We start from the raw sequence: 18,312 nt of genomic DNA, 5'->3' as shown, positions 1-18,312 counted from the left end.
CACTATACGTGTCACACCGCAGCCGACTGCTTCTCTGTGCGGGTCTGGTCCCGCTTCCGTGGTTCCTGTTCTGGACCAGCGTTGCCGCCCTGTTCGCGCCGGGCTACAACCCGCTTGCGCAGCACGCCAGCGAGCTGCTGCAGGCGCCAACGCTTGCAAGCATCTGCGGCAGGATCGCGGCTATCGGCTCCGGTATGGGCTTCGTGGCGTTCTCCATCGGGGTATGGCGGGAGTCCGGTCGCCGGATTGCAGTAGGTGCAATCTGCTGGTTGGTCTTTGGCATTTCCATGCTGACCAACGGGCTCTGGCCCATGGGCCATCCGATGCACGGCTTCTACACCATTGGTATCGCAAACATCATTGCACCGGCGATGTCGCACATCGAATTGAGCGCGTGGTCTGCCAACCGAAGGGCGTATGCCGTGACCGCTGTGGTGAGCATCGCGAGCATCGTCTATCTCTGGTTGAACGTGGTGGGAGCGGATCCGGAGGGCTACCGGGGGCTGACACAGCGCGTGTTCTCGTCGATCAACTCGCTGTGGCCATTCCTGGTTGCGTTGTATCTGCTGCGCCGGGGTTCAAGCGCGCTGAAGGCGCAGCCGACGCATTGATGGGCAGGCGTGCCGGCACATGGACGACCATTGAGCGTGTGGGGTTGAGAAGGGAATGAGGATTTTTCGCCGTCAGCTGATCTACGTTCGAGTGCACCAGGACCACTTCATTGCGCGCGTGGTGGGTGGAGACAGGACCATCCGTCGCCAGTGTCATGCCCTTGGCAATCGCGCGGGTCCGATCAAGGACTTTTCGAATATCCGGCCCCTGCTCAAGGCGATCTTCTTGGAACTCCTGCCCGGGTTCTCTTTCGTCAAGCCGTGGGGGATTCTGCACTTTGATCCGGTTGAGTACCCGATCACGAAGGAAGAGTTGGCCGGATTTCAGAAGGCTGCCATGCGAAGTGGCGTGAGCTTCTGTTTTCTCTCCACGTGGGAGCAGCGGCATGAAGACAGGGATCTGTTGGAGATGTTCAAGTAGGGTTCGGCCCGATACTTCGTTCTAGGACACGCAGATTCTTGGGCCGGTTCGAGGCACTGCGAGAGTCCGCCCTTGACCGAAGGCGGACACCGAGCTCCCCTCTTAACCGGACATTCAACGCGATAAACTAAGGAAATTTGGAGGCATTCGCTGGGTGGCGTGCAGAATGGCTTTCAAAAGGCACCTTACATGATTTCGTTTTAACAAGTATGGGAGTTCGAGCGCTTGAAGACGGCAGTGGAGACACATTTTCAGGGGCTTTGGCGGCGTGCTCAGGCGCCAAACGCTCCAGCCATCTCCACCGTGACCATCAAGGCGTGGGCGATGGAGAGGGGCCTCGACGTCTCCGATGTCCAAGAGTGCCGGGTCGGTCTCTTCCGGCCGATTCCTGCAGTGGTTCTGACCGCAAACGATGCCAAGGCGTGCTTCCCGTTGATCTCCAAGGACAGCCATGAGTGGCGGGCCAACCGCTCGGCCGCTGATCGCACTGCCGATCTATGGGCGCGGGTCGAATGGTTCGTCCCGCTCTGGGTGAGCAATCAGCAGATGTCGAAGCTCTTGGCCGCAGTGGAGCATCGGCATGGCGCCGACGCCATCAGTCAGTTCGACTATCACCTGTCGACGGTGTACAACTTGCCCTTCCAGTCTGTTTGCATCGCGCAGCTCCTGCCTCGAGCGCGCAGCTTGGCGCCATTCGCTCCGCTCGCACGCGAGGCATATCTCGCCTTCTACAGCGGACAACGTGCCGCAAGCGTGGCCGCGCTGATCCCGGTCATTGAAGGTGGTGTTCAACGGATCGCCGGCGCGGCTCCCCTTCTAAGTCCCCACGATGCGATCGACCACACAATTGAACGCGCCTGCAGTCTGGCAGCCGATTTGTATTTTGAAAGGATGTGGGTGCCGCAGGAGTACCGGTCGATCGATTTCCTGTTTGGTCAGGACGAGCGGGTTATGGTTTTCGAGACGTTCCGTCGGTGGCTCCAGACCTGCTTCTTCCAGAACATCGATAGCTACAGCGGGACGACATCTCTCAATCGACACTTGTTCGCTCACGGCAAGTCCACCGACTGGCAGCAATCATCAAATTTTTCTCGCTTGGTAGTAGCCATCACGATGCTCGGCGTTATCGAAGCTTGGCACGATGAAACCAACGTCGTTCCCTTGCTCTTCCCGGAGATGAATCAAGACAGCAAGTTGCTGTGGCAGCAGGCCTTGATAAGAGGTCAGCTCCAAATGGCGCTGAACCGGCATGAGCAAGCCGAGTTCCAGGCTCATGGTCGCTTAGTGCCGGAACTGCCCACCGACAATGGCGTGACTCTGCGGAAGGCCGTGCTTTCGGAAGATGCCATCAATGACCTGGTCCGTCCCCTGCGAGATGCCGGCTGGAGCGTAACGGTCACCGAGCCAGATCCGGCAGCGCTCTTTGTCATTGCAATCGCTACAACTCAAAAAAGGCGTCTCGAGGTCGCTCTGCTTTACAGCTGCGCGACCTCGAACGAGCTCTATCGCGAGCTTGCTTCAAAGGTCGACGTGATCCTGTATCGGGGAGCACCGTACGAGCAGGACAGCTTCGCGGCCGGTATTGCACTTCACGTCGGGCCAGTTGCGGGTTGGCAGCCTCCGCTCGCTTGAGATGGCTCTGGCCACCTTGACGTCTCTAGATCTGGCTTGGCGGGCTCGGCATTAGCGTTTCAGTCACTCATTTTGTGTCCGACCGAGGCGCTTGGGCGGTACTGAGCGAGACTGGTTGGTCTGCCAAGTGGGTCAGTTTCAGGAGGAGATGTGGATCGGTAGTCCGCAGTTGATCGGCTTCATAAGCAGACACTGGTTTACGCCTGCTATGGTCGACAGCAGACGTGCCGGCACCAGGCAACGGCGTCAAGAATGCTAGAGTCCGCCCTCAACCTAAAGCAGACCTCGCTCAGCCCGTTGGGGCGGCCACAAAACAGCTCCTTATCGCGCTGGCCGCGGGTCTCGTCGGTGCAATGCAGAAACACGCAAGGCCCCGGCACCAAGACGAAGTCAAACTCTCCTTGTAGCTGAGCCCGGCCCCTATACAAAAGCTTTGCGCCCATGCGATCACATCACGCTGCACCCGGCCCTTGCGGACATTTCCTCTCAGCGCCCGACGCCGGGCAGGAGTATGATCACGGCGCGTTCCCAAAAACCTTGAATAAGTTGCGGGTACGCCGAGATCTCGTCAGATCGCTTGACATAACTCGTCTGCTGTGGATAGAGAAGGTGCAGCCTGCCATATCTGCAGGTCACCTGAGTTCTCAATTTGTTCAAGTTGCCTCAGTACGAGCCCTAGCCCGCCTCTTCAATGGAGAAAACCATGGCATTAACCAAAGCTCAGATCGCTGAAATCGACAAGCTGATCGGAAAGAACAAGAAGGCCCCTGACATCATGCAGACGATGATCAAGGATCACGGTGCCGAGATCAGGGAGGTGACCGAGTACCTAAAGGAGAACAAGACGCTGCAGGCGATGCTCAAGACTGCAAGCCATCAAGTCAAGAAGCTCGAAGCTGCTGGTGACGCGGCGACGCGCAGCGCAATCGCCGCAGATCTCCAAAAAATCATCAAAAATTCGATCAAAATCGCTCGCTCAAACAACAGCGACGCCTGACGAGCCCCGCCAAGGTAGCGTCTCTTTGTCAGTTGGCATCCGGCGTCGGGAGACGCCGGGCGCACAATCGTCCGCCGCTCGAATACCTGAAAGCGGTCACCGATGGCAGTCCGCTCTTGGCCGGAGGCGGACATTTGCCAAAAGCTTAGGCTAGGGGCTGCTATCTAATATTGGGACTGATGCTGCGCTTGGAACTGGTTCTGAGTCGTCGCTCCGCCTCGTATTTGAAGAAACTACTCAGCACAAGCCGTCTGACGCCGTTGTCTCGTCTGTTCAACTGAGCTCATTGGACGGTGGCCAGCTGTGCGCAGGATGCGGTCAGGTATCCCATGAAGAACGATTCCGTCCCCGGGCTGTAGCGGCGCTTCTCCTCCAGCCATGCGATATCCGCTTGCGCATTCATGAATGCAGCAAATAGAAAATCCTGAGCTGGATCGAGCTTGTATCGATCAACCAACGCCTTGAAATACGGATCATCGCTGGAACCTGTTTTCCGATACTTCGCCGCCTGGTTGGTGATGCTCCCCAACTGCCCCGCTTCTTGTGCTTCCAAAGCCGCGGCTGAGCTCTTCAGGCAAGCGATGCTGATCATGCTGCGCTCCTCGTTGCCCTTCATCATGTCACGCAACTGCATTTGGACCGTTGGGGTAGATTCCGATTTCTCAGGCGCTGCTGACGCGCCGAGCGGGCCGGTGACCGTTACAAGGAACAGGAGCAAGCGACTGACAATTCGGGTAGACATGTTTCGTTTCCTTACTTTCAGAACCCGAGCCTCACGGGCCAAATGGTTTTTGCTCCACCAGGTCGGTTCCCCAGTAGTGATTGAGTGCGGATTGTAGTGCTTGCGGCACGTCGAAGGCAGTGGTCGGCGCTTTTACAATGGTCCGGCGGTTCCGTGTTATGGTCCAGTCGTAACGATCCTCACCATGATTCCGGAACACGCATATTTCATAGCGTGTGGACTCCTTGACTTCCACCGTTAGCCAGACGCTGCCATCGCTATCCGTACCAATGAGAAACTTGAGCTCTTCGGCTGCTGACCTATTCATAGCGCAAAGTTCACGTAACCGAGTGCTGACAACGCACGAAGGCTGTTGACCTCCGTGGCAAATTTTGTGCTGATGCCATGCAGAACTGCATGGCGATTCCGCCCGTCAAAATCGGCAGGCAGATCCTTCGTATCCTTAGAAAAAGGGCTGTCTTCTGCATATGGGGCTAGAAAAACCCAGTCCGCAGAACCGTCTTCTGCTGTCTTGGCCAGGGTCCTAATACCCCGATCTTTGCTCTTCGTGAAGAGCTGTCGTCCGCTTCTTCGGTCGTAGACAATACCGTCAGCTTGGATCAGAAAAACAGGGACGCTGAGCGCGTACTTACCTGCCTTGTGAGCCTCCCACGCGTCTTGGATGTGCTGGGCACGATCCGGTGCGTTGGCGCACATCCGAGAGACGATGGTGTCACCTTCAGCCTGATAGTATGCAATCAACGCGGCATCTGCCTCCGCCTCTTGGCCTGAAGAATAGTCATTGTCGAGGTGTATGACCGACGGAAGATCCATGTCGCTATCGATAAACCAGCCTTGCTGTACGATGCCGCGGATGCCGTCTCGAAGCATGTAATTCGATTCTTTGATCATGGCACCTATCCCCTCGAGTGAGGAGCGAGCTTCGTTAAGCTTTACAACAAACGGACGAATCGTAGCGCCAGTACCGCGAAGCATGGTCGGTAGAGTATGGGAGGCATCGAGGACAGGCTGCATGGCTGCGGTATACCTCTCCCGCAGCCCTGCGGTTTCCTCGCGTATGAACGACGTACTCTTGCAGCACTTTCACGGATGAAGGGCACAGCGCTTGGGTCCGTTGCGGCAGAATGCGCGGCGCAGGTCCGGCTTCCGGATGGCGCTTGATGATTTGCACGGCTGGGCTTTTGGGGGGCGGTGCGGGGAATGAAGATATTTCGCCGGCAATTGTTCTACGTTCAAGTGCACCAGGATCACTTCATCGCTCGCTTGGCAGGTGGTGACAGAACCATTCGTCGCCAGTGCCGCGCCCTTGGCAATCGCGCGGGGCCGATCAAAGACTTCTCCGCCATGCGACCCATGCTGAAGGAACTCTTCTCGGAACTCGCGTCCGGGTTCTCACTCCTCAAGCCGTGGGCGCTCCTGCACTTTGATCCGGTCGAGTATCCGATCACGAAGGAAGAGCTCGCGGGGTTCCAGACGGTTGCCATGCGCAGTGGGGTGAGCTTCTGCTTGCTCTCCACGTGGGAGCAGCGGCATGAAGACAAGGACTTGTTGGATATGGTCAAGTAGGGTCCGGCCAGCTCTCCGTTTAAGCGCAAGCCGATTCCCGCGCTTCAGGCTATTCTGAAGCTGCTGTCGTCCGGTTCCGGCTGGAATCTGACATCAACGAGGCCTACGTACTGGAGTTCCTTCCGAAAAGGACAACTGGATCCCAATGGCCGCATTCGATCATTCCCTGGTAACCCTCCGATTCTTCGGGGACGACCTCCTGCCCGAAGAAGTCAGTGCCTTGCTCGGGGCGACGCCGACCGCATCGCATCACAAGGGCCAGGAACTCAGAGACAGCCGATCAGGCACCGTGCGTATCGCCAGGACTGGCAGCTGGCAACTTGATGCGGAGCGTCGTGAGCCTGAAGATCTGGACGCTCAGATCTTCGAGATCCTCGATCAACTCACCGGCGATCTCGCCGTATGGCAGGCTCTGGCACGCTTCCGACCTGATCTGTTCTGTGGCCTTTTCATGGGCAGCAGCAATGATGGTGTCTCGCTTTCGCCTCGCGCGCTGCTCGCCTTGGGTGAGCGCGGCATTGAGCTCGGGCTGGACATCTATGAAGCCGATGAAGAAGTGCGCAACGCCCAGCGCCAGCAGGCCATCAGTTGATGATCTCCCCACTCCCCGAAGCAACAAACGCCTTCAACTGCCGAACGAACTCCGCGTCGTAGGCTTCCCACTCCGTAACCTCCCCAACCACCCGCAACGGCTGCGCACTCCGATACGATCGCGTCGGGTTGCCGGGAAACTTCTTGTTGGTCACGTTCGGATCGTCCTCGAACGGCCCGGTCGGCTCCACCACATACACGCGCGGTCGCCCTTCACCGCGAGCCATCTCCGCAGCCAACCCGGCGCCCTTGGCAATCGTGGTGAAGTAGATGTGGTTCATCACCACGCTGTCGCGATAGTTGGAGCGGAAGCCCGCGCTCAGCAAGTCGCCCACGGCCAGGTCAGCGCGGGTGCCGTGATAGAACGGCCCAGCCACCTGGTCGCAGGTGTCATGCGAAACGGGTGTCCAGTCGGTGTCCTGTGCCATTGCTGCTGCCCCTCTCTGTGCTGCCGGATCGACAGGCCGGCGAGTCTAGGGCGCCCGGTGGGCCTTGCTGCAAGGCCCCATCCGGGAAATAATCTGTAAACGGGAGGCGCAGTGCGCCTCCTTTTTTCATTCTGCGGCGCCGCGCCCTTCCAGCTCGCGCACGGCGGTTTCCAGCGCGTCCAGCTTCTGGCGGGTCTTCAGCAGCACGGCGCGCTGCACTTCGAACTCCTCGCGGGTGACCAGGTCGAGCTTGGCCAGGCCGGCCTGCAGCGCGCTCTTGAAGGTGGCCTGCAGTTCCTCGCGCGATTCGCGCAGGCCCGGCGGCACCAGGTCGCTGAGGCGACGGGCGAGGTCATCGATTTGATTCAGGTCGATCATGGGGTGCTCCGTGGGGGTGGGCCCGTGCATCCGGCGCGGGCAGGCCGTTCGGGCACAAGGATACTGCCGGCACCCACTGCCCGGACAGGCGGCAGCGGCTTCGCACGGGCCGTGTTCAGGCGCTATCCTCCACGCCGGAAGACAGGAGATAGACGATGAAGATGGTCATGGCGGTGATCAAGCCGTTCAAGCTCGACGACGTGCGCGAAGCGCTGGCCGAGCGTGGGGTTACCGGGATCACGGTGACGGAAGTGAAGGGCTTTGGTCGCCAGAAGGGCCACACCGAGCTGTACCGTGGCGCGGAGTATGTGGTCGATTTCCTGCCGAAGGTGAAGCTGGAAGTGGCGGTGACCGATGACCAGGTGGAGGCGGTGGTTGAGGCCATCGTGAAGGCCGCCGGCACCGGCAAGATTGGTGACGGCAAGGTGTTCGTGTACGACCTGGGCAGCGTGGTGCGTATCCGTACCGGCGAGTTGGACGCGGACGCGTTGTAACCCGCTCGGCGGGATGTTGTAGAGCCGAGCCCATGCTCGGCTGCATTTCGCGCGATGCAGGAACAGCAGCCGAGCGCGCGCTCGGCTCTACAAAGAGCGGTAAAGCGGTCGAGCGAGCTCGACCCCTACCGCCGCTTGGCCCACTTGTAGAACCGCTTCCAGCCCTGGCGCACGGCGGCGACCCAGCCCGGGTCGGCCACCAGTGCGGCCTGCGCGGCACTCGGCGCCTGGCCGGTCACGCGCTGGCGGATCTTCAGCAGGTTCTTCATGTCGCTGCGGCGCATCTGCCGGCTCAGCGGGCCACGGCGCAACCAGCGGGGTACGCGCCAGGCGGAGGTGAAATCCAGCAGGACCGGCACGCCGCCACTGACCACCACGTTGGTGCCATGCAGGTCGTTGTGGGTGATGCCGGCGGCATGCAGGCGGCTGAGCGCGTGTTGCAGCTGCTCGAACACGTCATTGCCGACGGCCTGCGCGGTGCTCAAGGTCTGGCCGGGAATGAACTCCATGCCGAGTGCCAGGCCGCCCAGGGTGCCGAGCAGCGCGGGGGCATGCTTCCAGCCGCCGAGGCGCTGCAGCATGCGTGCTTCACGGCGCACCATCAGCCGCGCGATCAGCGAAACGGGAGTGCCGCGGTAGCGGGAGTAGTCCTTGATGACCGCCTCGCGCCCGTCCAGGCAGGTGCGGTAGACGTCGGGGGCCAGGAAACGTTCGCCGCGCTTGAGCAGCAGCGGGGAGGCGGCATCATTGCCGCAGGAGGAGGGGGGAAGAGCAGGAAGATGCATGTCGGGGTCTCGGACGACCCGGTGGGTGGCGCAAAGCGTCAAGCGAACCGGTGTTACAGGGAGTTACTAAGTTTTCGTTAATTTTAGTACTCGCCAGTTCGCTATTCCACGATTTGTCGGAGAAATGTCGGGGTCGTGGCTGGAACAGTTCGTCACGCAGAATCGGACAATTCCGTCTCACTTAGAAGGTTTGCCCCGGTGAATCAATGAGTTGGGCGCGCTTCCAGCCCATTCATCGGCGGCGCGCTGAACGCCACGCACGTCCGGCTTGACCCCGGCGCACGCCCTGCCGACCATAAGCTGTTAACCCGCGACATCGGCGGCCGCCCCCTCCGGCACGTCCCCGTCCCCTGCCGCGTTCCGAACCGGTGCTGGCCGCCTGGCCGTGCATCGCCCCGTTTCCCGTTCCGGCCGCGGCTGGAGGAAAGTGCTTTGATCATCAAAATCGTCATTGCAGCGCTGTTCGTGGCCTGCGTGCTGTACATCCACTTCCGTGGCAAGGTCCGCGCGCGCTGGTCGCGCCAGCTGCTGGACCACTCCAGTTTCATGGCCCCGATCAACGTGGTCATGTACATGTTCTCGAAGGTGCCGACCACGCCGTTCCTGGACCCGGGCAAAGAGTTCCCGCAGCTGGAGCCGCTGCGCCAGAACTGGCAGATGATCCGCGACGAGGCGCTGGCGCTGCGCGACGCGCAGAAGATCGCTGCCTCCAGCACGTTCAACGATGCCGGCTTCAATTCGTTCTTCCGTCGTGGCTGGAAGCGCTTCTACCTGAAGTGGTACGGCCCGTCGCACCCGTCCGCGAAGACGCTGTGCCCGAAGACCACGGCGCTGATCGAGTCGATCCCGGACGTGCGTGCGGCGATGTTCGCGCAGCTGCCACCGGGCAGTGAGCTGCGCCCGCACCGCGACCCGTTCGCTGGCTCGCTGCGCCTGCACCTGGGCCTGAGCACGCCCAACGACGATGCCTGCTACATCGAAGTGGACGGCATCAAGAAGAGCTGGCGCGACGGCGAGTGGATGATGTTCGACGAGACCTACATCCACCATGCGCACAACGAGACGCAGCAGGACCGGGTGATCCTGTTCTGCGACATCGCCCGCCCGCTGCGCTTCGGCCTGCCGGGCCTGTTCAACCGCGCGGTGGCGGCCACGCTGCTGGCCGGTGGTGCATCGCCGAACCTGCCGGGTGACCCGACCGGTGGCGTCAACAAGGCGTTCGGCAGTGTCTACAAGGTGCGCCTGAAGGCCAAGGCACTGCGCGAGCGCAGCGTGGTGGCCTACCAGCTGATCAAGTGGGGCCTGGTGGTGGCGGTGATTGCGGGCATCTGGGCGCTTTGACTGTAGAGCCGAGCCCATGCTCGGCTGGGTTTACCGCAACCTGTCCGAAGAGCAGCCGAGCGTGGGCTCGGCTCTACAGAAAGCAGAAAACCCGCGCTGTCGCCAGCGCGGGTTTTTGTTTGGATCAACCCTTCAGTGCCGCCTGCACGAACGGCGGGGTCACCAGCACGCCGGTGTGCAGCGCGGCGGTGTAGTACAGGGTGTTGAAGGTCTTGGCGGCCGAGTCGGCCTGGCGGAAGTCGAAGCTGCTGTCGCCCTTGCGCGCCATGGTCACGCTCCACCAGCCGGTGGGGTAGCACGGCTGCGGGAACGGCAGGGTCTTGAACGAACCGAAGCCGGCCTTGCCCATCTCGGTGCGCATTTCGTTGATCAGGTCCAGCTGCATCAGCGGCGATTCGGACTGCTGCACCAGGATGCCGTCGTCCTTCAGGGCCTTGAAGCAGCTCTCGTAGAAGGCCTTGTTGAACAGGCCTTCGCCGGGGCCGACCGGGTCGGTCGAATCAACGATCACCACGTCCACGCTGCCGGCCGGGCAGTTGGCCATGTAGGCTACGCCGTCGTCGAACAGCAGCTCGGCGCGGGCGTCATCGTTGGAGTCGCACAGTTCCGGGAAGTGCTTGCGCGCCATCACGGTGACCTGCTCGTCGATGTCGCACTGGGTCACGCTCTCCACGCCCTTGTGCTTGAGCACTTCGCGCAGGGTGCCGCAGTCGCCGCCACCGATGATCACCACGCGCTTGGGCGCAGCGTGGGTGAACAGCACCGGGTGGCTGATCATCTCGTGGTAGAAGAAGTTGTCCTTGCTGGTCAGCATGATGGCCCCGTCGATGGTCATCAGGTTGCCCCAGTCGGTGGTCTGGAAGATCTCGATCTTCTGGAACGGCGACTGCACCTCGTCCAGCTTGCCGGTGATGCGGTAGCCGATGGCCGAGCCGGTGCGCTCGAAGTGTTCGATGTACCAGTTGTTGCTGTCAGTCATTGGAAAACAGTCCTGTTCGGAGGGGTGGAGCCGGGCTGGCGGGCGGGGCCGCGTGGCACAGATGCCACATCCGGACGGATCGGCCCGTTCAGGTTGGAACCTGTCACGGGCGCGGGCGCGCATGATAACGAACCTGTGGGCATATAGGCGTTATCATGCCCCCCCTTTTATTGCCAACAAGGCCGACTGAAATGACCGATTGGTCCCTCGACCAAGCCCGCAAGACCTACTCGATCCCGCATTGGGCGGACGGTTACTTCGACGTGGATCAGGCCGGGCACATGGTGGTGAGACCGACCGGGGCGGACGGCCCGGTGGTATCGCTGCCCAAGGTGGTGGACGCTGCGCGCGCGGCCGGTGCCAAGCTGCCGCTGCTGGTGCGCTTCCCGGACATCCTCGGCCAGCGCCTGGGCAAGCTGCAGGCGGCCTTCGCTCAGGCCCAGCAGGACTGGGAGTACAGCGGCGGCTACACCGCCGTGTACCCGATCAAGGTCAACCAGACCCGCGGCGTGGCCGGCACCCTGGCCAGCCACCACGGCGAAGGCTTCGGCCTGGAAGCGGGCAGCAAGCCCGAGCTGATGGCCGTGCTGGCGCTGTCCCGCCCGGGTGGCCTGATCGTCTGCAACGGCTACAAGGACCGCGAGTACATCCGCCTGGCCCTGATCGGCCGCAAGCTGGGCCTGCAGACCTTCATCGTCATCGAGAAGCCGTCCGAGCTGAAGCTGGTGCTGGAAGAGTCCAAGGCGCTGGACGTGAAGCCGGGCCTGGGCGTGCGCATGCGTCTGGCCTCGCTGGGCGCCGGCAAGTGGCAGAACAGCGGTGGCGACAAGGCCAAGTTCGGCCTGTCGCCGCGCCAGCTGCTGGACCTGTGGAAGTCGCTGCGTGACACCGAGTACGCCGACTGCCTGAACCTGCTGCACTTCCACATGGGCTCGCAGATCTCCAACGTGCGCGACATCGCCAACGGCATGCGCGAAGCCACCCGCTACTTCGTGGAGCTGTCGCGCCTGGGCGCGAAGATCACCCACGTCGACGTGGGTGGTGGCCTGGGCGTGGATTACGAAGGCACCCGTTCGCGCAGCTTCTGCTCGATCAACTACGGCCTGCATTCCTACGCCAGCAACATCGTGCAGCCGCTGGCCAATGCCTGCGAAGAGTTCGGCCTGACCCCGCCGCGCATCGTCACCGAGTGCGGCCGCGCAATGACCGCGCACCACGCGGTGCTGATCGCCAACGTGTCGGAAGTGGAAGAGGCACAGGAAGGCCGCGTGCCGGACCAGCACGACGACGAGCCGGCGGCGATCCGCCACCTGCGCGAGATCCACGACGAACTGGACGTGCGCCCGGCGGTGGAACTGTTCCAGGAAGCGCAGCATTTCCATGCCGAAGGCCTGGCCAGCTACGCGCTGGGCCAGATCGACCTGCCGCAGCGTGCGCGCATCGACGACCTGTTCTACGCCATCGCCCATGGCGTGCGTGCGCGCCTGAGCTACGACGAGAAGAGCCATCGCCCGGTGCTGGACGAACTGAACGAGCGCCTGGTCGACAAGTACTTCGTCAACTTCAGCGTGTTCGAATCGATCCCGGACGTGTGGGCGATCGACCAGGTGTTCCCGATCGTGCCGATCGAGCGCCTGGATGAAACCCCGGACCGCCGCGGCATCATCGCCGACATGACCTGCGACTCGGACGGCATGGTGGAAACCTATGTCGAGAACGAGAGCCTGGACAGCTCGCTGCCGCTGCACAAGATGAGGCCGGGCGAGAGCTATCGCATCGGCTTCTTCATGGTCGGCGCCTACCAGGAAATCCTGGGCGACATCCACAACCTGTTCGGCGATACCGACGCGGTGGAAGTGCTGGCCGATGCCGATGGCTATGCCATCACCCAGCAGCGCCGCGGCGACACCACCGACGTGATGCTGGACTACGTGGGTTACCGCCTGGACGAACTGCGTGCGACCTATGCGCAGCGCGTGGCTGCAGCGCAGCTGTCGCCGGAACGCGCACAGGAACTGTCGGACGCGCTGGAAGCCGGCCTGACCGGTTACACCTACCTGTCCGACGAGCCGCTGGTGTGATGGACGGCGCCGGGTTTGCCCGGCGCCACCGTTGCCGATGAGCGCGCGCGCGATCTTCCACCTGTTCCTGCATGCCGCCGTGCCAGCGTTGCTGGCATGGCTGTTCTGGCGCAAGCGCTTTGCCTCGGCGTGGCTGCTGATGCTGCTGGGCTGGATCATCGACCTGGACCATCTGCTGGCCGACCCGATCTATGCACCGAACCGCTGCAGCATCGGGTTCCACCCGCTGCACACCGCACCGGCCATCGCAGTCTATGCCGGGCTGTGCGTGCCGAAGAAAACGCGGTTGTTCGGCATCGGTTTGATCATCCACATATTGCTGGACGCGATTGATTGCTGGTGGATGCATCACCGTTGATGTTTGATGTGTGTCGACCAAGGTCGACACCTACCGGGTGTACGGCGACCGGTCGGATTGGCGCTCGGTAGAGCCGGCCGCTGGCCGGCTTCCGCTGGGTGTTCCCGGTGATCACGTGGCTGCCGGCCAGCGGCCGGCACTACCCACCGTTGGGTTGGCCGCGTCACGCCACCGGCAACCACAGCGTCGCACGAAGGCCCGGCTGTGCATTTTCCAGCTGCAACCGCCCGCCATAGCTGGCGGCGATATCGCCCACGATCGCCAGGCCCAACCCGCTGCTGCCTTCGCGCTCGTCCAGCCGCACACCACGCTGGGTGACCCGTTCCAGCGCGTCTGCGGCCAGGCCGGGGCCATCGTCGCGCACTTCGACGCGTAGCTGCCCTTCGCTGGTTTCCGCTTCGACAGTGACCTGCTGTTGCGCCCAGCGCCCGGCATTGTCCAGCAGGTTGCCCAGCATCTCTTCCAGATCCGCACTGGCGCCGGCGAACTGCAGCGCCGGATCGATGCCTGCCGCCGTGAACGTGATGCCACGTTCGCCATGCACGCGTGCCATCAGCCGGCACATCGCCTGTGCGACGGCCGCCACGTCGGTGCGCTGGCGATGGTCGGCAGCCAGTCCTGCAGCCAGGTAACGGTCAACACTGGCCTGCATGCGCGCACTCTGCTCGCGCACGGTGGCACGCCAATGCGTGCCGTCGCTGTCAGCTTCGGTGGCCAATACGCTCAGTGGAGTCTTCAGCGCGTGCGCCAGATCCTGTGCACTGGTGCGCGCACGCGCGACCATGCGTTGCTGGTGGTCCAGCAGCGCGTTGAGTTCCTCACCCAGCGGTGCGACCTCCGCGCCCAGTCCCTGTGTGTCGATGCGCTGCGCATCGCCGCGACGTACCCGTTCCAGCTGCGCACCGAGGCGATGCAGCGGGCGCAGGCCGAAGTGCACCTGGCTGGCCAGCACCGCCAGCCACGCCGCGACCAGCACGCCCAGTGCGATGGCGGTGCGCTTGCGGAACGCGGCAACATCGGCATCCAGCGCGCTGCGGTCGGTGGCGACCACGGCCACGAACGGTTCGCTGGCGCGTGGCAGGCGCACCTGCTGCACGCGTGCACGCAGGAATTGTTGCAGCGGCCCGGGCAGATTGCGCGTGGCCGGCCCGGCGGCCTTCGCCGGCAGGGTTTCATCCCACAGCGAGCGCGACTGCAGCAGCACGCGGCCATCGGCACCGGCGATCTGCCAATAGGCACCGGAAAACACGCGCTGGAAGCGCGCATCATTGGGTTCCTGGCGCAGGCGCAACTGCCCGTCCGGGTCCACTTCGGCCTGTGACAGCAGGGTCAGCATGTCCTGCTGCAGTTCGTGGTCGAGGCGGTCGCGCGCGCTGCGCTTGAACAGCTCGCCCAGCAGAGCGCTGGCCAGCAGCGAGACCAGCAGCAGCCCGACGCCGCCGGCCAGCAGCAGGCGCCGCCGCAGCGACGGTTGCCGGTTCATGGCTCGGCCAGCCGCCAGCCCTGGCCGCGCACGGTCTGGATCAGATCGATGCCGAGCTTGCGGCGCACGCGTCCGAGCAGCACGTCCAGTGCGTTGGAGTCCGGGTCGTGGCCGCCGTCGAATACCTGCTCGCCCAGCCGGTCGCGGCCGATCACTTGTCCGCTGTGGTGGATGAAGTAGCTGAGCAGGCGGAATTCCTGCGGACTCAGTGGCAGCGGCTGTCCATCCAGCTCGAAGCGGCCGGCGTTGACGTCCAGCTGCAGCGGGCCGCAGTGCAGGCGCGGGCTGGCGTGGCCATGGCTGCGGCGGATCAGGGCGCGCAGGCGCAGCACCAGCTCATCGGCCTGGAAGGGTTTGGTGAGGTAATCGTCGGCACCGGCATCGAAGCCGGCCAGCTTGTCGTGCCAGCGCCCGCGCGCGGTCAGCACCAGCACCGGAAACCCCCGGCCGTTGCCGCGCCAGCGCTCGATCACGCTCAGTCCATCCAGCCCGGGCAGGCCGAGGTCGACGATGGCGGCCTGCAGGTCTTCGATCTGGCCGATTTCTTCGGCCTCGCGGCCGTCAGCGACCACCGCCACCACGTAGCCGGCCTGTTCCAGCAGGGGCACCAGGCGCTGTGCCAGTGCGGCATCGTCTTCGGCCAACAGGATGCGCATCAGTCGTCGAGCTCCGTCTTCAGCAGCTTTCCGCTGCGCGCATCATAGTCCAGCTCCACCACTACGCCGTCGCCGCGCAGGATCTCCACTTCGTAGACGCCGTCGTCCAGCTCCACTTCCAGCAGCTGGCCCGGGTAGCGCTTGAGCGCATCGCGCACCACGCTCTCCAGCGGCACGTAGCGGCCCTGCTGCACGGCGCGACGCGCGACCTGCTGCGCCGGGTCCTGCAGGGGCGCGGCGGCGGTCGGGGCGTTGGCCAGGGCCAGCAGCAGGGGCAGGGTGGCGAGCATGCGGGTAAGGAAAGAGAGAGGGGTACAGGCGCGAGTGTGGCGGGGATGACTAACAGCCGGCTAACAGCCACGGCTAAGGCGCTGTTAACCGGGCCATGCATCGTGGCGTTGCCGGGATGGTCCGGCAACGAACAGGAGAACCCCCATGTTGAAGTCGCTCACCCTCGCCACTGTTGCCCTGCTTGCCGTCGCGCCGGCCGTACAGGCCGCGCCGCTGGGCATGGCCCAGGTTGAACAGACCCTGCGCAAGGCCGGCTACACCCAGATCCACGAGATCGAACGCGATGATGGCCTGTGGGAGGCTGACGTGAGCCGCGCCGATGGCCGCTTCAGCGAGGTCTACGTGGACCCGAAGACCGGCGAGATCTTCGATGAGCACAGCGGCCGCGCGCTGCTGACTACCGAGCAGGTGCTGGCACGGGCGCAGTCGCATGGCCTGCGCGAGATCCATTCGCTGGAACGCGATGGTGCGACCTGGTCGCTGGAAGCCCGCAATGCCCGCAACCAGAAGGTAGAGGTGCGCCTGAGCGGCTATGACGGCCGCATCCTGCACAGCGAGCGCGATGGCTGGCTGGATTGACGTTGGCCTCTGTAGAGCCGAGCCCATGCTCGGCTTTGCGGCCAACCGTAGCCGAGCATGGGCTCGGCTCTACAGGGGCTGGCTTACCAGCCGTACGGCGGCGGGTAATCCCAGCCAGGCCCGCGGCCGTAGTAGCCGCCATACGGGCCGAAGAAGCCCGGGCCCTTGCCCTCACTCACGTGGATGTTGAGGTTGACCCCGTGGGTCTTGCCTTCATCGGTGGTGTAGTTCTTGCTCAGGTTCAGCGTGGCCGCGTTGTAGTGGCTGTTGCCGCCGTTCTTCGAATAGCCGATGCCGGTGGTGAAGCTGCCGGACACCTTGACCTTGTCGTCGGTCACGTCGGCGATCTTCGCATCGTCGTGCACGCGCGGGCCGCTCTTGTCACCGTAATAGGTGCCGGGCGGGTCCTGCTGCAGGGCCGGGTCGTTGAGGTAGCGCATCGGCGCCTGCGGCAGCGTCAAGTCCAGGCCGGCAGCCTGCGGCGCAGTGGCGCCAGCGGCGGACTGGGCCAGCACGGTTCCCGGCAGGGCCAGGCACAGCAGCAGGGTCAGGGGGCGGATCATGACGGCGCTCCAGCGGACAGGTGGCCACGCAACACGCGGCGGTACAGGCCGACGCTAGCAGGGGTTGCTTGAATGATGCCTGTCGGCGCCCGCTTGCGGTAGAGCCAGGTCATGCCTAGCTGCACGCTACAACCGTTCGAACCCGAACAGCGATTCCAGCGCATGCCTGCGCCGCTCGATCCGGGCCCGCAGCAGCTGGGCGCCGATCATCGAATAAGTGATGCCGTTGCCGCCGTAGGCCATGGCGAAATGGACCCGCGGTCCCCACTGCGCGTGCGGGCCGAAGAAGGGCAGGCCGTCGGCGGTTTCGGCGAAGGTGCCGGCCCAGGAAAAGGCGGGTATCGGATCCAGCCGTGGGAACCAGTGCCGCAGCTGCTTCATCAGCTTGCCGGCCTTGCCATCAACGCGCCGGTCGCGCCGGGCGGGGATATCGATGGCGTCGTCCAGCCCACCCACCAGCAGGCGGCGGTCGCCGGTGGCGCGCAGGTACAGGTACGGGCGGGCGCTTTCCCACACCATCGTGTTGCGCAGCCTGCCGAGCACGTCCGCTTCGATGGGATCGGTGATGAAGGCATAGCTGCTGCGGTTGCGCGCAACCCGCTGTTCCAGCCACGTCTGGTTGGCATAGCCCATGGCCAGGACCACGTGGCGGGCACGGACCGAGGCGCCGGCCTCGGTCATCGCGGTGACGCCCTGCGCGCCAGGCTTGAGCGTGTGCAGCACGGTGCGGTCGTGCACATGGCCGCCGCGGCGGCGCACTCGTTTGAGCAGGCCGTAGGTGAGACAGTAGGGATCGACCCGCGCCGCCTGGCGGGTCAGCAGGGCGCCGCCGGCATCCACGTCGAAACGCTCGCGAAGCGCTTCGCGGTCCAGCCAGCGGGCATCCAGGCCGATGCTGCGCCGCGCCTCACCTTCGGCCATCAGGCGCGGCACGTCGCGATGGCGGCTGGCCAGGTACAGGCTGTCCATGCGCTGGAAATCCACGTCCTTCAACCCGCGTGCCACTTCGCCCAGTGCCGGGATTGCCTCCGCGCAGGCCCGGTACGCCCGTGCTGCGGCGTCCTGCCCGTAGCGTTCGGCCAGTTCGAGCAGATGGGTATCGATCTCGTACTGCAGCAGCGCGGTGCTCGCGGCCGTGCTGCCCCAACCGATATCGCGCTGCTCGATCACGGCCACGTCATGGCCATGGTGGGACAGCTCGTCGGCAATCAGCGCGCCGGTGATGCCGCCACCGACCACCAGCACGTCGCAGCGCAGATCCTTCTCCAGCGGGGGGAACGCCTGGATCAGTCCGTTGCGTACGGCCCACCACGGGTAACCGCTTTTCAGGTCCATG

Annotated in this window: 23 protein-coding genes; 11 read left to right on the top strand and 12 right to left on the bottom strand. The window is 63.5% G+C overall.

The genetic code is table 11. The annotated features are described in order from the left end of the window. The first annotated feature begins 8 nt into the window (after window positions 1-8). From AC5QAB_RS15230 to AC5QAB_RS15215, 4 genes are all read left to right on the top strand, one after another. On the top strand, window positions 9-611 hold the full coding sequence (locus AC5QAB_RS15230; RefSeq protein ID WP_197561251.1) for a DUF998 domain-containing protein: 603 nt from the start codon (window positions 9-11) through the stop codon (window positions 609-611). Between the two features lie 55 nt (window positions 612-666). Continuing rightward, window positions 667-1,032, top strand: a complete 366-nt coding sequence (locus AC5QAB_RS15225) for a hypothetical protein (RefSeq protein ID WP_134971908.1) — start codon at window positions 667-669, stop codon at window positions 1,030-1,032. A 225-nt stretch (window positions 1,033-1,257) separates the two neighbouring features. Next, complete coding sequence (locus AC5QAB_RS15220) at window positions 1,258-2,664, top strand: hypothetical protein (RefSeq protein ID WP_197561252.1); 1,407 nt, start codon at window positions 1,258-1,260, stop codon at window positions 2,662-2,664. 703 nt (window positions 2,665-3,367) lie between these two features. Beyond that, window positions 3,368-3,661, top strand: a complete 294-nt coding sequence (locus AC5QAB_RS15215) for a hypothetical protein (RefSeq protein WP_134971912.1) — start codon at window positions 3,368-3,370, stop codon at window positions 3,659-3,661. A gap of 283 nt (window positions 3,662-3,944) precedes the next feature. On the opposite strand, the gene AC5QAB_RS15210 is transcribed toward AC5QAB_RS15215, so the two are convergent. From AC5QAB_RS15210 to AC5QAB_RS15200, 3 genes are read right to left on the bottom strand one after another with little or no spacing between them, the layout of a single operon-like run. Then, entirely contained in the window at window positions 3,945-4,403 is a 459-nt protein-coding gene (locus AC5QAB_RS15210; RefSeq protein WP_134971914.1) for a hypothetical protein, read from the bottom strand. Window positions 4,404-4,434: 31 nt separating this feature from the next. Continuing rightward, window positions 4,435-4,710, bottom strand: coding sequence for a hypothetical protein (locus tag AC5QAB_RS15205; protein ID WP_134971916.1), 276 nt, complete (start codon window positions 4,708-4,710; stop codon window positions 4,435-4,437). Beyond that, entirely contained in the window at window positions 4,707-5,294 is a 588-nt protein-coding gene (locus tag AC5QAB_RS15200) for a hypothetical protein (RefSeq protein WP_197561253.1), read from the bottom strand. Before AC5QAB_RS15200 ends, AC5QAB_RS15205 begins: the two co-directional genes overlap by 4 nt. A 309-nt stretch (window positions 5,295-5,603) precedes the next feature. Between AC5QAB_RS15200 and AC5QAB_RS15195 the strand changes: the two genes are divergently transcribed. Together AC5QAB_RS15195 and AC5QAB_RS15190 are read left to right on the top strand one after the other, a co-directional pair. After that, window positions 5,604-5,969, top strand: a complete 366-nt coding sequence (locus tag AC5QAB_RS15195) for a hypothetical protein (protein WP_134971920.1) — start codon at window positions 5,604-5,606, stop codon at window positions 5,967-5,969. Between the two features lie 145 nt (window positions 5,970-6,114). Beyond that, the gene (locus AC5QAB_RS15190; protein WP_075075879.1) at window positions 6,115-6,561 is read left to right on the top strand and encodes a DUF4279 domain-containing protein; all 447 of its coding nucleotides are present in this window, start codon (window positions 6,115-6,117) and stop codon (window positions 6,559-6,561) included. Here the strand turns inward: AC5QAB_RS15190 and arr are convergent. Further along, window positions 6,554-6,988, bottom strand: coding sequence for an NAD(+)--rifampin ADP-ribosyltransferase (arr, locus tag AC5QAB_RS15185; RefSeq protein ID WP_014648712.1), 435 nt, complete (start codon window positions 6,986-6,988; stop codon window positions 6,554-6,556). The genes AC5QAB_RS15190 and arr overlap by 8 nt on opposite strands. Before the next feature lie 126 nt (window positions 6,989-7,114). After that, window positions 7,115-7,366 (bottom strand): ubiquinone biosynthesis accessory factor UbiK, encoded by a 252-nt coding sequence (gene ubiK / locus AC5QAB_RS15180; RefSeq protein ID WP_005419983.1) that lies wholly within the window; start codon window positions 7,364-7,366, stop codon window positions 7,115-7,117. 155 nt (window positions 7,367-7,521) lie between these two features. Here ubiK and AC5QAB_RS15175 point away from each other — a divergent pair, with 155 nt between their 5' ends. Beyond that, window positions 7,522-7,860, top strand: coding sequence for a P-II family nitrogen regulator (locus AC5QAB_RS15175; protein ID WP_005411374.1), 339 nt, complete (start codon window positions 7,522-7,524; stop codon window positions 7,858-7,860). Window positions 7,861-7,985: 125 nt separating this feature from the next. On the opposite strand, the gene AC5QAB_RS15170 is transcribed toward AC5QAB_RS15175, so the two are convergent. Continuing rightward, complete coding sequence (locus tag AC5QAB_RS15170; RefSeq protein ID WP_032958814.1) at window positions 7,986-8,645, bottom strand: RIO1 family regulatory kinase/ATPase domain-containing protein; 660 nt, start codon at window positions 8,643-8,645, stop codon at window positions 7,986-7,988. 435 nt (window positions 8,646-9,080) lie between these two features. Here AC5QAB_RS15170 and AC5QAB_RS15165 point away from each other — a divergent pair, with 435 nt between their 5' ends. Further along, window positions 9,081-9,986, top strand: coding sequence for an aspartyl/asparaginyl beta-hydroxylase domain-containing protein (locus tag AC5QAB_RS15165; protein ID WP_032954620.1), 906 nt, complete (start codon window positions 9,081-9,083; stop codon window positions 9,984-9,986). Between the two features lie 124 nt (window positions 9,987-10,110). Here AC5QAB_RS15165 and speE read toward each other — a convergent pair whose 3' ends face one another. Further along, complete coding sequence (gene speE, locus AC5QAB_RS15160) at window positions 10,111-10,965, bottom strand: polyamine aminopropyltransferase (RefSeq protein WP_008268330.1); 855 nt, start codon at window positions 10,963-10,965, stop codon at window positions 10,111-10,113. Between the two features lie 191 nt (window positions 10,966-11,156). Here speE and speA point away from each other — a divergent pair, with 191 nt between their 5' ends. After that, entirely contained in the window at window positions 11,157-13,046 is a 1,890-nt protein-coding gene (gene speA, locus AC5QAB_RS15155) for an arginine decarboxylase (RefSeq protein WP_014648708.1), read from the top strand. A gap of 37 nt (window positions 13,047-13,083) precedes the next feature. Further along, window positions 13,084-13,404, top strand: coding sequence for a DUF6122 family protein (locus AC5QAB_RS15150; protein ID WP_014648707.1), 321 nt, complete (start codon window positions 13,084-13,086; stop codon window positions 13,402-13,404). A gap of 163 nt (window positions 13,405-13,567) precedes the next feature. Here AC5QAB_RS15150 and AC5QAB_RS15145 read toward each other — a convergent pair whose 3' ends face one another. From AC5QAB_RS15145 to AC5QAB_RS15135, 3 genes are read right to left on the bottom strand one after another with little or no spacing between them, the layout of a single operon-like run. Then, the gene (locus AC5QAB_RS15145; protein WP_169411307.1) at window positions 13,568-14,887 is read right to left on the bottom strand and encodes a sensor histidine kinase; all 1,320 of its coding nucleotides are present in this window, start codon (window positions 14,885-14,887) and stop codon (window positions 13,568-13,570) included. Then, window positions 14,884-15,543, bottom strand: coding sequence for a response regulator transcription factor (locus AC5QAB_RS15140; protein WP_495233485.1), 660 nt, complete (start codon window positions 15,541-15,543; stop codon window positions 14,884-14,886). Before AC5QAB_RS15140 ends, AC5QAB_RS15145 begins: the two co-directional genes overlap by 4 nt. Then, window positions 15,543-15,833 carry a PepSY domain-containing protein gene (locus AC5QAB_RS15135; protein ID WP_049403791.1) on the bottom strand — a complete coding sequence of 97 codons (291 nt, stop codon included), beginning with the start codon at window positions 15,831-15,833 and terminating at the stop codon, window positions 15,543-15,545. The genes AC5QAB_RS15140 and AC5QAB_RS15135 overlap by 1 nt, the downstream gene beginning before the upstream one ends. A 145-nt stretch (window positions 15,834-15,978) precedes the next feature. On the opposite strand from AC5QAB_RS15135, the gene AC5QAB_RS15130 reads away from it, so the two are divergent. Beyond that, window positions 15,979-16,413 carry a PepSY domain-containing protein gene (locus AC5QAB_RS15130; protein ID WP_065178854.1) on the top strand — a complete coding sequence of 145 codons (435 nt, stop codon included), beginning with the start codon at window positions 15,979-15,981 and terminating at the stop codon, window positions 16,411-16,413. Window positions 16,414-16,496: 83 nt separating this feature from the next. Here the strand turns inward: AC5QAB_RS15130 and AC5QAB_RS15125 are convergent, their stop codons facing one another. Further along, complete coding sequence (locus AC5QAB_RS15125) at window positions 16,497-16,976, bottom strand: hypothetical protein (RefSeq protein ID WP_014038776.1); 480 nt, start codon at window positions 16,974-16,976, stop codon at window positions 16,497-16,499. Window positions 16,977-17,102: 126 nt separating this feature from the next. Beyond that, window positions 17,103-18,311, bottom strand: a complete 1,209-nt coding sequence (locus tag AC5QAB_RS15120) for an NAD(P)/FAD-dependent oxidoreductase (RefSeq protein WP_049441947.1) — start codon at window positions 18,309-18,311, stop codon at window positions 17,103-17,105. Window position 18,312: the final 1 nt, after the last annotated feature.

The organism is Stenotrophomonas sp. YJH_SMC_127, assembly GCF_059372445.1.
Note: the sequence above shows the minus strand (reverse complement) of the source record. Positions and strands in the feature narration are given on the sequence as shown.

Coding starts and splice junctions, on each gene's coding strand:
- AC5QAB_RS15210 (WP_134971914.1), bottom strand. CDS start 4,403: ATGTCTACCCGAATTGTCAGTCGCTTGCTCCTGTTCCTTGTAACGGTC.
- ubiK (WP_005419983.1), bottom strand. CDS start 7,366: ATGATCGACCTGAATCAAATCGATGACCTCGCCCGTCGCCTCAGCGAC.
- AC5QAB_RS15135 (WP_049403791.1), bottom strand. CDS start 15,833: ATGCTCGCCACCCTGCCCCTGCTGCTGGCCCTGGCCAACGCCCCGACC.
- AC5QAB_RS15120 (WP_049441947.1), bottom strand. CDS start 18,311: ATGGACCTGAAAAGCGGTTACCCGTGGTGGGCCGTACGCAACGGACTG.
- AC5QAB_RS15215 (WP_134971912.1), top strand. CDS start 3,368: ATGGCATTAACCAAAGCTCAGATCGCTGAAATCGACAAGCTGATCGGA.
- AC5QAB_RS15200 (WP_197561253.1), bottom strand. CDS start 5,294: ATGATCAAAGAATCGAATTACATGCTTCGAGACGGCATCCGCGGCATC.
- AC5QAB_RS15190 (WP_075075879.1), top strand. CDS start 6,115: ATGGCCGCATTCGATCATTCCCTGGTAACCCTCCGATTCTTCGGGGAC.
- arr (WP_014648712.1), bottom strand. CDS start 6,988: ATGGCACAGGACACCGACTGGACACCCGTTTCGCATGACACCTGCGAC.
- AC5QAB_RS15170 (WP_032958814.1), bottom strand. CDS start 8,645: ATGCATCTTCCTGCTCTTCCCCCCTCCTCCTGCGGCAATGATGCCGCC.
- AC5QAB_RS15125 (WP_014038776.1), bottom strand. CDS start 16,976: ATGATCCGCCCCCTGACCCTGCTGCTGTGCCTGGCCCTGCCGGGAACC.
- AC5QAB_RS15205 (WP_134971916.1), bottom strand. CDS start 4,710: ATGAATAGGTCAGCAGCCGAAGAGCTCAAGTTTCTCATTGGTACGGAT.
- AC5QAB_RS15225 (WP_134971908.1), top strand. CDS start 667: ATGAGGATTTTTCGCCGTCAGCTGATCTACGTTCGAGTGCACCAGGAC.
- AC5QAB_RS15150 (WP_014648707.1), top strand. CDS start 13,084: ATGAGCGCGCGCGCGATCTTCCACCTGTTCCTGCATGCCGCCGTGCCA.
- speE (WP_008268330.1), bottom strand. CDS start 10,965: ATGACTGACAGCAACAACTGGTACATCGAACACTTCGAGCGCACCGGC.
- AC5QAB_RS15130 (WP_065178854.1), top strand. CDS start 15,979: ATGTTGAAGTCGCTCACCCTCGCCACTGTTGCCCTGCTTGCCGTCGCG.
- AC5QAB_RS15175 (WP_005411374.1), top strand. CDS start 7,522: ATGAAGATGGTCATGGCGGTGATCAAGCCGTTCAAGCTCGACGACGTG.
- AC5QAB_RS15195 (WP_134971920.1), top strand. CDS start 5,604: ATGAAGATATTTCGCCGGCAATTGTTCTACGTTCAAGTGCACCAGGAT.
- AC5QAB_RS15145 (WP_169411307.1), bottom strand. CDS start 14,887: ATGAACCGGCAACCGTCGCTGCGGCGGCGCCTGCTGCTGGCCGGCGGC.
- AC5QAB_RS15140 (WP_495233485.1), bottom strand. CDS start 15,543: ATGCGCATCCTGTTGGCCGAAGACGATGCCGCACTGGCACAGCGCCTG.
- speA (WP_014648708.1), top strand. CDS start 11,157: ATGACCGATTGGTCCCTCGACCAAGCCCGCAAGACCTACTCGATCCCG.